This window comes from Aeromicrobium sp. UBA7512 (genome assembly GCF_002476985.1).
In the GTDB taxonomy this organism is placed as follows: Bacteria; Actinomycetota; Actinomycetes; order Propionibacteriales; family Nocardioidaceae; genus Aeromicrobium; species Aeromicrobium phoceense.
In genome coordinates this window covers 559,226-572,341 of record NZ_DLNK01000003.1, presented here as the reverse complement: position 1 = coordinate 572,341, position 13,116 = coordinate 559,226, and the positions used below count along the sequence as shown (strand labels likewise).

Genomic DNA, 13,116 nt, shown 5'->3' with positions numbered 1-13,116 from the left:
TGCTCCAGGGGCCGTTCCGGGCTGAGGTCGGTCAGCGGCGCACGAGGCGACCAGCGCCACCCTCGCTGAGCGAGCCCTCGACGTCCGCGCCACGCCAGATCAGCAGGTGGCCGGCGCCGCGCTCACGGACGCTGCCGTCGATCTCCGCCGCGCGGTAGATGCGGACGTGGCCGCTGTGGAGTTCGGTGACCGTGCCGTCCACGTCGCCCGCGACGGTCAGGTTGCCGCTGTCGCGCTCGGTGATGTTGCCGTCGACGGAGCCGGAGGGCGTGACCGTGACGGAGCCGCGACCGAGCTGGCGGACGTTGCCGTCCACGTCACCTCGGATGATGATGTTGCCGTGGCGCACCGTGAGGTTCCCGTCGACGTCGCCGTTGACCACGAGGTTGCCCTTGCGGATGCTGATGTTGCCGTCGATGTCGCGGTTCTTCTTCACCGTGAAGCTGCCCTTGCGGCTGATGTTGCGGTTGTCGTCGTCATCCGCGGAGGCCATCGCGGGCAGTCCGGCCAGCAGGACGCCGCCGGTCAGGGCGAGGGCGAGGGTCTTGGTCTTCATCGTGCGCTCCTTCGTTCGGTACGTGATGACCCCATCGTGCAGAGCCGAAGTGAGCCGGAGGTGAACGAAACATGAGAGTGCTCTCATGTTCGGGTCCCATCCGTTCGGCGCTCCGCAACGAACCCCTTCCATGAATCGCCACGAAGCCGTCTCGGGAGTCACCTCGGGGCTGACCGCAGCCCTGGCGGGGCTCGCCGCCGGGCACCTCGCCGCCGCACTGATCGCGCCGGCCGCCTCCCCCGTGCTCTCCGTCGGGAGCGCGGTGATCGACCGGACACCGACAGCCCTCAAGCAGTTCGCCATCGAGCGGTTCGGCACCGCCGACAAGCCGATCCTGCTCGGAACGGTGCTCGTCGTGACACTGCTGCTCGCGGCGCTCGGCGGCCTGCTGGCCCGCCGGTCGTTCATCGCCGGCGCCGCCGTCGTGCTCGGCCTCGTGGCCGCTGCGGGCTGGGCCGCGCTGGCCCGCCCCGCGGCTCGCCCCGTCGACGTGCTGCCAGCCGCCGTGACCGCGATCGTCGCCATCGTCGTCCTGCGCTGGCTCTCCCCTGGGCCCGACGAGCCCGACGAGGTCGCGGACGGCCCCGGCCGACGACGCCTCCTGATCGGGACCGGAGCGATCGTGGGTGCCGCGGTGGTCGTCGGATCGGTGGGCCAGTGGCTCACGGTGCGCGCCCGCGACGTCACCAACATCGTGTTCCCTCGCGCTCGCAAGCCCCTGCCGCCCCTCCCCCGTGGACTCGAGGCGCAGTACCGCGGCATCTCGTCGTTCCGCACGGACCGCGACGACTTCTACCGGGTCGACATCAACCTGACGGTCCCCGTGGTCGACCACGAGACCTGGACCCTGCGGATCGACGGCATGGTCGACCGACCCTACGAGCTGACCTTCGACGAGCTGCTCGAGCTCCCGCTCGTCGAGTGCGACATCACCCTGACATGCGTCTCCAACGAGGTCGGCGGCCCGTACGTCGGTGCGGCCCGCTGGTTGGGGGTCCGGGTGTCCGATCTGCTCGAGCGGGCGGGGGTGCGGGCCGGTGCCGACCAGATCCTGAGCACGGCCGTCGACGGCTTCACGATCAGCACTCCCCTGGCGGCCGCCCAGGACGGCCGGGACATGATCGTGGCGGTCGCCATGAACGGTGAGGCGCTCCCCCGCGACCACGGCTTCCCGGCCCGCCTGGTGACTCCGGGGCTCTACGGGTACGTCGGCGCCACGAAGTGGCTCACACGGCTCACCGTCACGACCTACGAGAAGAAGTCGGCCTACTGGACCGACCGCGACTGGGCCATCGACGGGCCGATCAAGATCTCGTCGCGCATCGACACGCCCGCCGCGCTGAAACCCGTCGGCGCGGGTCGCGTCGTCGTTGGCGGCGTCGCGTGGGCTCAGGGTCGCGGCGTGGGCGCCGTCGAGGTCAAGGTGGACGACGGCGACTGGGAGCCCGCGGAGTTCGGCCCCGATGCCGGCGTCGACTACTGGCGCCAGTGGTACCTGCTCTGGGACGCCGAGCCCGGCCGCCACACGCTCACCGTGCGTGCCAAGAGCCTCGACGGGGAGGTCCAGACCGAGAAGCGAGCGGCGCCTTTTCCCGACGGTTCCAGCGGATACCAGCAGATCGTGGTCCAGGTCACATGAATCGACCCATCCGGATGCGCCCCGGCACCGAATGACTGACAACTTCGTCACCCAATGAGAGGCACGATCATGAACCGCTTGCTCCCCCGCCGTACCGCAGCCGCCGCTGCCGCCGCCTTCATGTGCGTCGGTCTGGCCGCCTGCAGCAGCAGTGGCGACGACTCCAGCAGCAGCGAGTCGACGACGCCCTCCGCGTCCGAGTCGATGGCCGCCGAGGCGATGACCGGCCCGTTCGGCCCCGGCTGCTCCGCCGTCCCCACCGAGGGTGAGGGCTCCGTCGACGGCATGGCCGACGACCCGGTCGCGACCGCCGCGTCCAACAACCCCCTGCTCACCACGCTGGTCAAGGCCGTCACCGCCGCCGACCTCGTGGACACGCTGAACAGCGCCGAGGCCCTGACGGTGTTCGCGCCGACCGACGACGCGTTCGCCAAGATCCCCGCCGCCGACCTGGACGCCCTGCTGGCCGACAAGGACGCGCTGACCAAGGTGCTGACGCACCACGTCGTCGAGGGCCAGCTGGCGCCCGAGGACGTGGCCGGCGAGCACGAGACCCTCGCGGGTGACACGATCACCGTGGAGGGTTCCGGCGAGGAGTTCACCGTGGGCGAGGCGGCCGTGATCTGCGGCAACGTCGACACGGCGAACGCCAAGGTCTACGTCGTCGACTCCGTCCTGATGCCCTGACCTGCGACTGACGGGACAACTCCGGTGAACCACCTGCGAGCAGTGCCCTCGGGCGGCGAAGAGTCGCCGCCCGAGGCGCTGGCCGACACCCTGAGGCGGTGCGGACGCGGCGACGAAGCCGCCTTCGCCACGCTGTACGACGAGACCTCCGCGCGCATCCACGGACTCGTCCGGCGGATCGTGCGGGACCGCGCCCAGAGCGAGGAGGTCACGCAGGAGGTCTACCTCGAGGTGTGGCGGCAGGCAGCACGGTTCGACCCCGCTCGCGGGTCCGCCCTGAGCTGGCTCATGACGATCGCGCACCGCCGGGCGGTGGATCGGGTCCGCAGCGCGGAGGCCGCCACGGCACGCGACACGCAGCACGTCCTGCGGGACGTCGCGGTGGCGCATGATTCGACGAGTGAGATGGTCGAGGCCCGGTTGGACGCCCAGCGCGTCCGCCGGGCCCTGGCCGGCCTCACCGAGACGCAGAGGGAGGCCATCGACCTGGCCTACTTCAGAGGTTGTACACACACCGAGGTCGCCACGATGCTGGACGTGCCCGTGGGCACGGCGAAGTCCCGCATCCGGGACGGCCTGATCAGACTTCGTGACGCGATGGGAGCAGAAAGATGAGCGACGTGCACGCGCTGTCCGGCGCCTATGCTCTCGACGCCGTCACCGACGCCGAGCGTGAGAGCTTCGAACGGCACATGGCCGGCTGCGAGGCCTGCCAGGCCGAGGTGGCCAGCCTCCGCGAGACGGCGGCCGTGCTGACCGAGCTCAGCCTGGAGGAGCCGCCCCCGGCGCTGCGCCAGTCCGTGCTCGCCGCCATCACCGAGGTGCGTCAGCTGCCCCCCGAGCCGGTTAGGCGTTCCCGCCGGCCCCGCTTCGACCCTCGCCTGCTGCTCGTGGCCGCCGCGTCCGCCGTGGTCCTGGCCGCCGGTGTCGGCGTCGCGATCACGCAGCCCTGGAACGACGAGACCTCGCAGGTCGTCACCGCGACCGACCGTGTCCTCGATGACCCGCAGGCACAGCGGGTGACCCAGACGTTCGACGACGGCGCGAGCGCCACCGTCGTGCGCTCCGCCGCCGAGAAGCGCGCCGTGCTCGTCACGCACGACATGCCCGCGGCCCCGGAGGGTCACTCCTACGTGGTCTGGCTCCAGCAGGGCGACGAGATGGTCAAGGCCGCGACGATGCCCGAGGGGCCGGACAACACGGTCCTGCTCGAGGGCGATGCGCTCACGGCGTCCGCCGCGGGCGTGACGGTCGAGGAGGACCCGGACACGACAGAGCCGACCAGCGACCCGATCGCCCTGTTCGCCTTCTGACACCGTCATCGGGCAGGCTCGTGCCGTGTACGAGTTCGAGGCGACGCTCTGGCGCTGGCGCGAGGACGGGGCGTGGCACTTCGTCACGCTGCCGGAGGACGTGGCCGACGACATCGACGACCGCACTCCCGTGCGTGCCGGGTTCGGCTCGGTCAAGGTCGAGGTGACCGTGGGGTCCCAGACCTGGAGCACCTCGGTCTTCCCCAGCAAGGAGCTGCGCTCGTTCATCCTGCCGATCAAGAAGTCGGTCCGGCAGGCCGCTGGATGCTCGGAGGGCGATCGAATCCTCGTGGCACTGGCCGTTCAGTCGTAGGCTGGGACCGTGAACGACCTGATCACCGACCAGCGCGGCCGACCGTTCCAGACGGTGTTCGGCTGGATCATCGCCATCGCCACGGCCGGCTACATGTTGCCGTGGGCGATCGCCGCCACGCGCGGCAAGTCCAACACCGGCGCCATCTTCTGGCTCAACCTGCTGTTGGGATGGACGGTCGTGGGCTGGATCATCGCGCTCGTCATGGCCTGCACGTCGCACCAGGTGCTGGGGATCAGGAACCCCCGCTGAGCCGATGAACGACGACGCCCGCCGCCGCGCCGCCCGGTACCGCCTGGAACCGGACGCTGACACGGCGGGTACGGACGAGTCCGAGGACGACTCCCCTCCCCCGCCCCGACGGCGTCCGGAGGACCAGACCCTCTGGGTCGACCAGCAGATCCGCGCCGCGATGGCGCGCGGCGAGTTCGACGACCTGCCGCTCGCCGGGAAGCCTCTCCCCCACATCGACACCGCGGCCGAGCCCGACTGGTGGCTGAAGCGGTTCATCGAGCGCGAGAACATCACGGGCGTGCTGCCCGAGGCGCTCCAGTTGCGCAAGGACGACGCCGTGCTGCGCGACGAGCTCGACGGGCTCAGGTCGGAGCGGGCGGTGCGCGAGGCCGTGGAGGAGTTCAACCGCCGGATCGTCGCCGCACGACGCCAGCTGCAGGGCGGCCCGCCGGTGGTCACCGCGCTGCGCGACATCGAGGTCGAGGCGGCCGCCTGGCATGAGCGGCGCGCGGCCCGGGCCCGCGAGCGCCTCGCACAGCCCCCGGAGGACCCGGCCGGACCGGGACCTATTCGAAGGGCGTGGGATCGCCTGCGCCGACGCGGATGACCTCGGCGTAGCCCTCGGAGAGGTCGACGACCGTGGTGGGCTGCGGGATGACCTCCTCGCCGGAGTCGACGATGGCGTCCACGCGGTCGCCCAGCTCCTCGCCGATCTGCCAGGCCTGGGTCATCGCCTCGGTTTCACCGGGCAGGATCAGCGTCGAGCTCAGGATCGGCTCGCCGAGCTCCTCGACGAGGGCCCGGGTGATCCGGTGGTCGGAGATCCGGACGCCGACGGTCTTCTTCTTCGCCTGCAGCAGGCGCTTGGGCACCTCGAGGGTGCCGGGGAGGATGAAGGTGTAGGGGCCGGGGGTCGCGGCCTTGATGGCGCGGAACACGGCGTTGTCCACGTGGACGAACTGGCCCAGCTGGGCGAAGTCGCGGCAGACGAGGGTGAAGTGGTGCTTGTCGTCGAGGTCACGGATGGACCGGATGCGCTGCAGGGCCTCGGCGTTGCCGACCTGCGCGCCGAGGGCGTAGCCCGAATCGGTGGGATAAGCGATCATCCCGCCTCCCCGCAGCAACGCGACCGCTTGTTGGACGGTGCGTTGCTGCGGGTCGACGGGATGAATGTCGAGATAGCGAACCATGTCGCCACCTTAGGCGTCTGTTACGTGAAGAGGCTCACGCCGCCCGGCCCGACCAGCAGAGCGATGACGATGAGCACTGCGCCCATCACGAAGTCGCGCTGGACGAGACGGATGATGCCGAAGATCGCGATGATCACCGCAGCAATCCACAAAATGGTGTCCCACATGGGGGTGACTCCCTTCGTTAGGTTCGACTCCACCTTGCCGTGAGTTGGCGATGTTCGCATGTTGGACGAGTGGGAGTCGTGCACGGCGGCGAACTAGGTTGGAGGGGTGAGCAGCCCGACCCTGGCCGAACGGCGCGAGCGCCAGCTGGCCCACGACCGCGAACGCAGCGAGCACCTGGCAGCCCGGGCGGAGCGCCCGCGGCGCTCCCCTGACGAGCTGCGTGCCCTCGCGTTGCAGGCCTCGACGCGGTTCGCCGACGGCGAGACCGATGCCCTGCTGGCGTGGGTCGCCGAGGAGTTCGGGCACCTGACCGCCGTGGCCTGCTCGATGGCCGACGCCGTGCTGCCGCATGTTGTCGCACGTCACATCCCCTGGGTCGACACGCTCTTCCTCGAGACGGGCTATCACTTCGCCGAGACCGTCGGCACCCGTGACGCGGTCGAGTCGTCGATGCAGCTCACGATCGTCGACGTCATGCCGCGCCAGAGCGTCGCCGAGCAGGACGCCCAGTACGGCGAGCGCCTCTTCGAGCGTGACCCGGCGCTGTGCTGCCAGCTGCGCAAGGTCGAGCCGCTCACTGAGACGCTCGGCGGCTACGAGGCCTGGATCACCGGCGTCCGCCGCGACGACAGCCCGCTGCGCGCCGACACGCCGTTCGTCACGTGGGACGAGAAGAACAGCCTGGTGAAGATCAACCCGCTGGCCGACTGGTCCTTCGACCAGGTCCTCGACTACGCGAACGAGCACGACGTGATCCTCAACCCCCTGCTGAACGACGGCTACCCGTCGATCGGCTGCGCGCCCTGCACGCGCCGTGTGGCGCCCGGTGAGGACCCCCGGGCCGGCCGCTGGGCCGGCCTGGACAAGTCGGAGTGCGGCCTGCACACGTGAGCACCTTCCCCCTCGGCCTGAGGATCGCCGGTCGCCGCGTGGTCGTGGTCGGCGGAGGTCACGTCGCGACCCGCCGCGCCTTCTCCCTCCTCGAGGCCGGCGCCGACGTCCACGTGGTCTCCCCCGCCGTCTCGGACTCGCTCGCCTCGGCGATCGGCCGCGGCACGATCACGTGGCACGAGCGGCCCTACCGCACGGGCGACCTCGACGGTGCCTGGCTGGTGCAGACCGCCACCGACGTCCCGCCGGTCGACGACCTCGTCGCGGACGACGCCGAGGCGGCGCGCATCTTCTGCCTCAAGGGCGGCGACCCGGGGCGCGCCACGGCCTGGACCCCCGCGGTGGCCCGTGTCGACGACATCACGATCGCCGTCAGCGGCGGTGGCGACGCAGGCCGTGCCGCGGCCCTGCGCGACGCGGTGGCCACGGCACTGCAGACCGGCGACCTCCCGCTGCGCCACCGCACCCACGCGAAGGGGCTCGTCGCGCTCGTCGGCGCCGGCCCCGGTGATCCCGGCCTGCTCACCACGCGGGGCCGGCGCCTGCTCGCGGAGGCCGACGTCGTCGTGTTCGACCGGCTCGCCCCGCAGTCCGTCCTGGCCGAGCTCGCTCCCGACGTCGAGGTGATCGACGTCGGCAAGCAGCCCGACCACCACCCCATCCCGCAGGAGCGGATCAACGAGCTCCTCGTCGACCGCGCCCAGCAGGGCAAGGTCGTCGTGCGGCTCAAGGGCGGCGACCCCTACGTCTTCGGGCGCGGTGGCGAGGAGCTCCTCGCGTGCCGCGCGGCCGGGGTCGAGGTCGAGGTGGTCCCCGGGGTCACGTCGGCGATCGCGGTGGCCGCGGCGGCGGGCATCCCCGTCACCCATCGCGGTGTCGCGCGCGGCTTCTCGGTGCTCACCGGGCACGAGGCCGTCGGCGAGCTGCCGCGACGCGGCGACCACACCCTGGTGCTCCTGATGGGCGTCAAGCGGCTGCGCAGCACGGCCGAGGAGCTCATCGCGGCGGGGCACGACCCGCACACGCCCGCCGCCGTCGTCGAGCGCGGCTTCGCCCCCGACCAGCGCACCACGATCGCCACCCTCGGCACGATCGCCGACCGCGCCGCCCACGCGCAGGCCCCGGCCATCACCGTGATCGGCGACGTCGTCAGCCTCGCTGCCGCAACCACCGGTTCAGTCGCCGCTCTCCCGACCTCATGACCAGGCCGTGCGCCAGCACGAACGCCGGGCGCAGCACCCGCTCCGAGCGCAGCATCCACGGCGCGGTGGTGTCCACGTGCCAGTCGATGGTCAGCAGGGTCCGCCCCGGGCGACCCGACGCGAAGTCCAGGTGGGCCGACCCGTCGAGGTCGCCGCGCGAGCGGAACCGCATCGTGGTGGTGGGCTGCAGGTCGAGGTCGTGCACCGTGAAGCGCAGCCGGTAGCCGAAGGCGCTGCGCGCCACGAGATCGATCTCCTCGCCGCGGTGGGCGGTCACGCTCACCGCGTCCCACCACGGCAGCGGGTCGTCCTGCTCCAGGAACTGCTCCAGGGTGCGCCAGAGCCGCTCGGGCGGCTCGGCGACGTCCCAGACCGAGCGGAACTCGTACGCGCGACTTTCCATCAGACCGTGTCGCTGCCGGGATTCGGGCACGAGGCGGGTTTCAATGGGATCAGCCCCGCGCGGTATGAGCGCACGGGGCTCTCACCTTCCCCGGGTGCGGCGCAGCCACCACAGGCCGACGAAGGGCAGCACGAGCGGGATGAAGCCGTAGCCGGCGCCGAAGCCCGACCACACCGTCTGGTCGGGGAACAGCTCGGAGTCCACGATGCTCAGCAGGCCGACACCGAGCACGCCGACCAGCTCGAAGCCGATCGCCGCCGTGGCGACCCGGCGGTTGCCGGTGGCCAGCGCCCACGTCGCGATGCCGTAGACGACACCGGCGACGGCCGACAGCGCGTAGGCGACCGGGGCCTCGTCGGCTTTCGTCACGAGCTGGTAGACCGACCGCGCCGTGGCGGCCACGGCGAAGACGGCGTAGACCGCCACGAGGGCGCGTCCGAACCCGTGCTGTGTGTCGGAGTCGTGCTCAGCCATGTCCCACCCAGATCTGGTGCGTACGGATCAGCATGACCGACACCGTGAACATCGCCACCGCGACCACACCGGTGCCCCAGCGGGTCTTGTCGCCGATCCCCCACAGCACCGAGGCGGGCGGGATGAGCACGGTCGTGGCCAGGTACGACACGTACAGCGCCTTCTCGACGTCGCGGTCGGTGCCGGTGACGGCCACGATCCCCCAGACGAGGCAGGCCAGGAGCAGGACCTCGACGACCGCGACGGCGTAGAAGAGCGGGTTGCTGAAGCGGTACGACCTCGCCGTGTGCCAGCCCGCGAACACGGCGGCGGCGAGGGCGGCGGCGGAGGTCACGTAGACCAGGGCGTCAGGCATGTCAGACGTGAGTCTTTCACGCTGGCAGGATGGTCCGGTGAGCACCCCGGTCGTCCTGATCTCGCCCGCGATGGCGGTCCCCTCGTCCTTCTACGGCCCCCTCGAGGCTGCCTTCCGCGAACGCGGCTGGGAGGCGCGCACCCTGCCCCGGCGAGGCTTCGAGCGCGACCTTCCCCGCGCGTCGCGCCGCCACGACTGGTCGTACGCCGACGAGATCGCCGACACCCAGGCCGCCATCGATGCGGCCCGGATCGAGCACCCCGACCGGCCGGTCGTGCTGTTCGGACACAGCCTGGGCGGCCAGCTCGGCGGTGCGGTCCAGATCGGCCCCCGTCCGGCCGACGCGATGGTGCTCGTGGGCGTGTCCCTCCCCCACTTCCGCCACTACCCCCGGATCGGGCTGCCGCTCGCGGCGATGGCGCTCACGGTGCCGGTGGTCGGCCTCGTCCGGGGATACGTGCCGAAGCCGTGGTTCGGCGGTCCCGGTGCGCGCACGCTGATGCGCGAGTGGGCACGCGTCGTCCGCACCGGTCGCCCGCCCTACCCGGTGCAGCGCCGCATCACGCTGCCGACGCTGGCCGTGCACCTGGCCGGCGACGGCTTCTCCATCGAGGCGGCCGCCCACCGGTTCGAGCGGACACTTGTCGACAAGTCGGCCCTGACGAGCTGGGAGTACACCCGCGACCTCGTGCCCGAGGGCGGCTCCACCCACCACGTGCTGTGGGCGAAGCACCCCGGACCCGTCGTCGACCGCGTGGTGCGCTGGTGGACCGATCAGGCGAACGCCTCGATCGGCGGGCAGGAGCAGACCAGGTTCCGGTCGCCGTAGGCGTTGTCGATCCGACCCACCGGCGGCCAGTACTTGTCCTGCGTCGTGCCGGCCGGGAACACGCCCTCGGCGACGGGGTACGGGTGCGTCCAGTCCACCAGCTCGTGAGCGGCGTGCGGGGCGCTGACCAGCGGGTTGTCCGTGGCGTCGTACTCCCCCGCCGCGACCCGGTCGATCTCGGAGCGGATCGCCAGCATCGCCTCGCAGAAGCGGTCGAGCTCGGCCAGGTCCTCGGACTCGGTCGGCTCCACCATGAGCGTGCCGGCCACCGGGAAGCTCATGGTCGGCGCATGGAACCCGTAGTCGATGAGCCGCTTGGCGACGTCGTCGATGCTCAGTCCCGCGTTCTTCGTGATCTCGCGCAGGTCGAGGATGCACTCGTGGGCCACGAGGCCGTGGTCGCCCGAGTAGAGCACCGGGAACGCCTCGCCGAGCCGCGCAGCCACGTAGTTGGCCGCGAGCACGGCCACCGACGTGGCGTCGGTGAGGCCGTCGGCGCCCATCATCGCCACGTACGCGAACGGGATCGGCAGGATGCCAGCCGAGCCGTACGGAGCGGCGCTGATGGTGCCCGCGGCCTGCCGGCGGTCGGCGTCGGGGTGGAAGGGGTGCTTGGGCAGGAACGGCACGAGGTGCTCGCCCACGGCCACCGGGCCGACACCCGGTCCACCGCCACCGTGCGGGATGCAGAAGGTCTTGTGCAGGTTCAGGTGCGACACGTCGCCGCCGAAGTCGCCGGGGCGGGCGTGGCCCAGCAGCGCGTTGAGGTTGGCGCCGTCGACGTACACCTGGCCGCCGTGCTCGTGGACGATGTCGCACAGCTCGCTGATGCCGTGCTCGTACACGCCGTGCGTCGAGGGGTAGGTCACCATGATGGCGGCGAGGTCGTCGGCGTGGGTCTCGCACTGCGCACGCAGGTCGTCGAGGTCGACCTCCCCGGCGTCGGTGGCCTTGACGATCACGACGCGCATGCCCGCCATCACCGCCGAGGCCGCGTTCGTGCCGTGAGCCGAGCTGGGGATGAGGCAGACGTCGCGGGCCTCCTCGCCGCGGCTGCGGTGGTACTCGCGGATCGCCAGCAGCCCGGCGAACTCACCCTGCGAGCCGGCATTGGGCTGCACCGAGACGGCGGCGTAGCCCGTGACGGTGGCCAGCCACGACTCCAGCGTCTCGACCAGCTCGATCATGCCCGCGGCGTCCTGCGCCGGGACGAACGGGTGCAGGTCGGCGAAGCCGGGCCAGCTGATCGGCTCCATCTCGGTGGTGGAGTTCAGCTTCATCGTGCAGCTGCCCAGCGGGATCATGCCGCGGTCGAGTGCGTAGTCACGGTCGCTGAGCCGGCGCAGGTAACGCAGCATCTGGGTCTCGCTGCGGTGCTCCACGAACACCGGGTGGGTCAGGATTTCGTCGTCGCGCAGCCAGGCCGGCTCGAGCGAGGCGTCGGCCTCGTCGGGCAGGCTCCCGGCGCCGAACGCCGCGAGCACGGCCTCGAGGTGCGCGTCGGTCGTGGGCTCGGAGACGGCGATGCCGACGCGGTCGTCGTCGAAGCGCCACAGGTGGATCTCGGACTCGCGCGCCGCGGCGACGACCTCGGCGGCCCGCCCCGGCACGACGGCCGTGACGGTGTCGAAGAAGCGGTCGGAGACGACCTCGACGCCCGCGGCACGCAGGCCGGCGGCCAGGCGCGACGCGCGGCCGTTCACCTGCGTCGCGATCTCGCGGAGGCCCTCGGCGCCGTGGTAGACCGCGTACATCGCAGCCGTGACCGCCAGCAGCACCTGGGCGGTGCAGATGTTGGACGTGGCCTTCTCGCGGCGGATGTGCTGCTCCCGCGTCTGCAGCGCGAGGCGGTAGGCCGGACGCCCGGCCGAGTCCACCGAGACGCCCACGAGGCGGCCGGGCAGGTGGCGCTCGAGCCCAGAGCGCACCGCCATGAAGCCGGCGTGTGGGCCGCCGTAGAACATCGGGACGCCGAAGCGCTGGGTCGAGCCCACCACCACGTCGGCGCCGAGGCTGCCCGGCGAGCGCAGCAGGACCTGGGCCAACGGGTCGGTGACGACCACGGCGAGCGCCCCGGCCGATTTGACCGCGTCGATCACCGGCGCCAGGTCGATGACCGTGCCGTCGGCCCGCTGGTAGGCGATGATGACGCCGCTGAAGTCGCCCTCGGGCAGGCCCTCGCGCAGGTCGGCCTCCACGAGCGGCAGCCCGACCGCCTCGGCCCGCGTGTGCAGGACGGCGAGGGTCTGGGGCAGGAGTCCGTCGTCGACCACGACCGGCAGGTCGGTGCGCTTGCGATCCGCGCGGCGCACGAGGGTGAGCGCCTCGGCCGCGGCGGTGCCCTCGTCGAGCAGCGACGCGTTCGCGGTGGGCAGACCGGCGAGGTCCTCCACCATCGTCTGGAACGCGAGCAGCGCCTCGAGTCGGCCCTGGGAGATCTCCGGCTGGTAGGGCGTGTAGGCGGTGTACCAGGCGGGATCCTCCAGCACGTTGCGGCGGATGACCGCCGGGGTCGTGGTGGGGTGGTAGCCCAGGCCGATCATCGAGACGCCCGGGGTGTTGCGGTCGGCCAGCTCACGCAGGCGGGCGGTGGCCTCGGTCTCGCTGGCGGCTGCCGGCAGCCCGTCGAGGACCGAGCGGATGCCCGACGGCACCGCGGCCTGCATCAGGGCGTCGAGGCTGTCGTAGCCCAGCCGCTGCAGCATCGCGGCCTGGTCGGACGCGCGCGGACCGATGTGACGGTCGACGAAGCGGGTGGCGGGCTGGCGGGCGGACTGGGGCGTGGGGACCGACTGCGACATGGGCGGGGCTCCGAGGGCTCGACGACAAGGCCCTCCCCCTCTGTCGTCGTGCCGGTGGCAC

At 71.7% G+C, this 13,116-nt stretch carries 17 protein-coding genes; 10 read left to right on the top strand and 7 right to left on the bottom strand.

Annotated features, from left to right (window positions below; genetic code table 11):
- Window positions 1-31 precede the first annotated feature (31 nt).
- Window positions 32-556, bottom strand: coding sequence for a polymer-forming cytoskeletal protein (locus B2363_RS04740; RefSeq protein ID WP_286928788.1), 525 nt, complete (start codon window positions 554-556; stop codon window positions 32-34).
- 130 nt (window positions 557-686) lie between these two features.
- Here B2363_RS04740 and B2363_RS04735 point away from each other — a divergent pair, with 130 nt between their 5' ends.
- From B2363_RS04735 to B2363_RS04705, 7 genes are all read left to right on the top strand, one after another.
- Entirely contained in the window at window positions 687-2,195 is a 1,509-nt protein-coding gene (locus B2363_RS04735) for a molybdopterin-dependent oxidoreductase (RefSeq protein ID WP_286928787.1), read from the top strand.
- A gap of 69 nt (window positions 2,196-2,264) precedes the next feature.
- Entirely contained in the window at window positions 2,265-2,882 is a 618-nt protein-coding gene (locus B2363_RS04730) for a fasciclin domain-containing protein (protein ID WP_286928786.1), read from the top strand.
- A gap of 24 nt (window positions 2,883-2,906) precedes the next feature.
- The gene (gene sigK / locus B2363_RS04725; RefSeq protein ID WP_181755750.1) at window positions 2,907-3,497 is read left to right on the top strand and encodes an ECF RNA polymerase sigma factor SigK; all 591 of its coding nucleotides are present in this window, start codon (window positions 2,907-2,909) and stop codon (window positions 3,495-3,497) included.
- Window positions 3,494-4,195: an anti-sigma factor gene (locus B2363_RS04720; protein ID WP_286928785.1), complete on the top strand. Its 702-nt coding sequence runs from the start codon at window positions 3,494-3,496 to the stop codon at window positions 4,193-4,195. The genes sigK and B2363_RS04720 overlap by 4 nt, the downstream gene beginning before the upstream one ends.
- A gap of 25 nt (window positions 4,196-4,220) precedes the next feature.
- Complete coding sequence (locus B2363_RS04715) at window positions 4,221-4,508, top strand: DUF1905 domain-containing protein (RefSeq protein WP_286928783.1); 288 nt, start codon at window positions 4,221-4,223, stop codon at window positions 4,506-4,508.
- A gap of 9 nt (window positions 4,509-4,517) precedes the next feature.
- Complete coding sequence (locus tag B2363_RS04710) at window positions 4,518-4,760, top strand: superinfection immunity protein (RefSeq protein WP_206680006.1); 243 nt, start codon at window positions 4,518-4,520, stop codon at window positions 4,758-4,760.
- Window positions 4,761-4,764: 4 nt separating this feature from the next.
- The gene (locus B2363_RS04705; RefSeq protein ID WP_286928781.1) at window positions 4,765-5,349 is read left to right on the top strand and encodes a DUF1992 domain-containing protein; all 585 of its coding nucleotides are present in this window, start codon (window positions 4,765-4,767) and stop codon (window positions 5,347-5,349) included.
- Here B2363_RS04705 and B2363_RS04700 read toward each other — a convergent pair.
- Window positions 5,309-5,932: an L-threonylcarbamoyladenylate synthase gene (locus B2363_RS04700; protein ID WP_286928780.1), complete on the bottom strand. Its 624-nt coding sequence runs from the start codon at window positions 5,930-5,932 to the stop codon at window positions 5,309-5,311. The two genes, B2363_RS04705 and B2363_RS04700, sit on opposite strands and share 41 nt — an antisense overlap.
- Before the next feature lie 20 nt (window positions 5,933-5,952).
- Window positions 5,953-6,099 (bottom strand): GPGG-motif small membrane protein, encoded by a 147-nt coding sequence (locus tag B2363_RS04695; RefSeq protein ID WP_172806395.1) that lies wholly within the window; start codon window positions 6,097-6,099, stop codon window positions 5,953-5,955.
- A gap of 106 nt (window positions 6,100-6,205) precedes the next feature.
- Here B2363_RS04695 and B2363_RS04690 point away from each other — a divergent pair, with 106 nt between their 5' ends.
- A complete protein-coding gene (locus B2363_RS04690; protein WP_286928776.1) occupies window positions 6,206-6,991 on the top strand; it encodes a phosphoadenylyl-sulfate reductase in 786 nt (261 codons plus the stop codon).
- Window positions 6,988-8,193, top strand: coding sequence for a uroporphyrinogen-III C-methyltransferase (gene cobA / locus B2363_RS04685; protein ID WP_286928774.1), 1,206 nt, complete (start codon window positions 6,988-6,990; stop codon window positions 8,191-8,193). The genes B2363_RS04690 and cobA overlap by 4 nt, the downstream gene beginning before the upstream one ends.
- Here cobA and B2363_RS04680 read toward each other — a convergent pair.
- The 3 genes from B2363_RS04680 to B2363_RS04670 all read right to left on the bottom strand — a co-directional run bounded on the left by B2363_RS04680 (window position 8,141) and on the right by B2363_RS04670 (window position 9,425).
- Complete coding sequence (locus tag B2363_RS04680) at window positions 8,141-8,596, bottom strand: hypothetical protein (protein WP_286928772.1); 456 nt, start codon at window positions 8,594-8,596, stop codon at window positions 8,141-8,143. The two genes, cobA and B2363_RS04680, sit on opposite strands and share 53 nt — an antisense overlap.
- Before the next feature lie 81 nt (window positions 8,597-8,677).
- Window positions 8,678-9,070: a hypothetical protein gene (locus B2363_RS04675; protein WP_286928771.1), complete on the bottom strand. Its 393-nt coding sequence runs from the start codon at window positions 9,068-9,070 to the stop codon at window positions 8,678-8,680.
- Entirely contained in the window at window positions 9,063-9,425 is a 363-nt protein-coding gene (locus B2363_RS04670; protein WP_286928770.1) for a hypothetical protein, read from the bottom strand. Before B2363_RS04670 ends, B2363_RS04675 begins: the two co-directional genes overlap by 8 nt.
- A gap of 37 nt (window positions 9,426-9,462) precedes the next feature.
- Between B2363_RS04670 and B2363_RS04665 the strand changes: the two genes are divergently transcribed.
- Complete coding sequence (locus B2363_RS04665) at window positions 9,463-10,254, top strand: serine aminopeptidase domain-containing protein (protein WP_286928769.1); 792 nt, start codon at window positions 9,463-9,465, stop codon at window positions 10,252-10,254.
- Here B2363_RS04665 and gcvP read toward each other — a convergent pair.
- Complete coding sequence (gcvP, locus tag B2363_RS04660) at window positions 10,200-13,055, bottom strand: aminomethyl-transferring glycine dehydrogenase (protein WP_286928768.1); 2,856 nt, start codon at window positions 13,053-13,055, stop codon at window positions 10,200-10,202. The genes B2363_RS04665 and gcvP overlap by 55 nt on opposite strands.
- Window positions 13,056-13,116 lie beyond the last annotated feature (61 nt).

What these genes read in the sequence shown, in the direction of transcription:
- B2363_RS04700 (WP_286928780.1), bottom strand. Translation starts at nt 5,932, where the DNA reads ATGGTTCGCTATCTCGACATTCATCCCGTCGACCCGCAGCAACGCACC.
- B2363_RS04675 (WP_286928771.1), bottom strand. Translation starts at nt 9,070, where the DNA reads ATGGCTGAGCACGACTCCGACACACAGCACGGGTTCGGACGCGCCCTC.
- B2363_RS04720 (WP_286928785.1), top strand. Translation starts at nt 3,494, where the DNA reads ATGAGCGACGTGCACGCGCTGTCCGGCGCCTATGCTCTCGACGCCGTC.
- B2363_RS04730 (WP_286928786.1), top strand. Translation starts at nt 2,265, where the DNA reads ATGAACCGCTTGCTCCCCCGCCGTACCGCAGCCGCCGCTGCCGCCGCC.
- gcvP (WP_286928768.1), bottom strand. Translation starts at nt 13,055, where the DNA reads ATGTCGCAGTCGGTCCCCACGCCCCAGTCCGCCCGCCAGCCCGCCACC.
- B2363_RS04680 (WP_286928772.1), bottom strand. Translation starts at nt 8,596, where the DNA reads ATGGAAAGTCGCGCGTACGAGTTCCGCTCGGTCTGGGACGTCGCCGAG.
- B2363_RS04735 (WP_286928787.1), top strand. Translation starts at nt 687, where the DNA reads ATGAATCGCCACGAAGCCGTCTCGGGAGTCACCTCGGGGCTGACCGCA.
- B2363_RS04705 (WP_286928781.1), top strand. Translation starts at nt 4,765, where the DNA reads ATGAACGACGACGCCCGCCGCCGCGCCGCCCGGTACCGCCTGGAACCG.
- B2363_RS04670 (WP_286928770.1), bottom strand. Translation starts at nt 9,425, where the DNA reads ATGCCTGACGCCCTGGTCTACGTGACCTCCGCCGCCGCCCTCGCCGCC.
- B2363_RS04740 (WP_286928788.1), bottom strand. Translation starts at nt 556, where the DNA reads ATGAAGACCAAGACCCTCGCCCTCGCCCTGACCGGCGGCGTCCTGCTG.
- B2363_RS04695 (WP_172806395.1), bottom strand. Translation starts at nt 6,099, where the DNA reads ATGTGGGACACCATTTTGTGGATTGCTGCGGTGATCATCGCGATCTTC.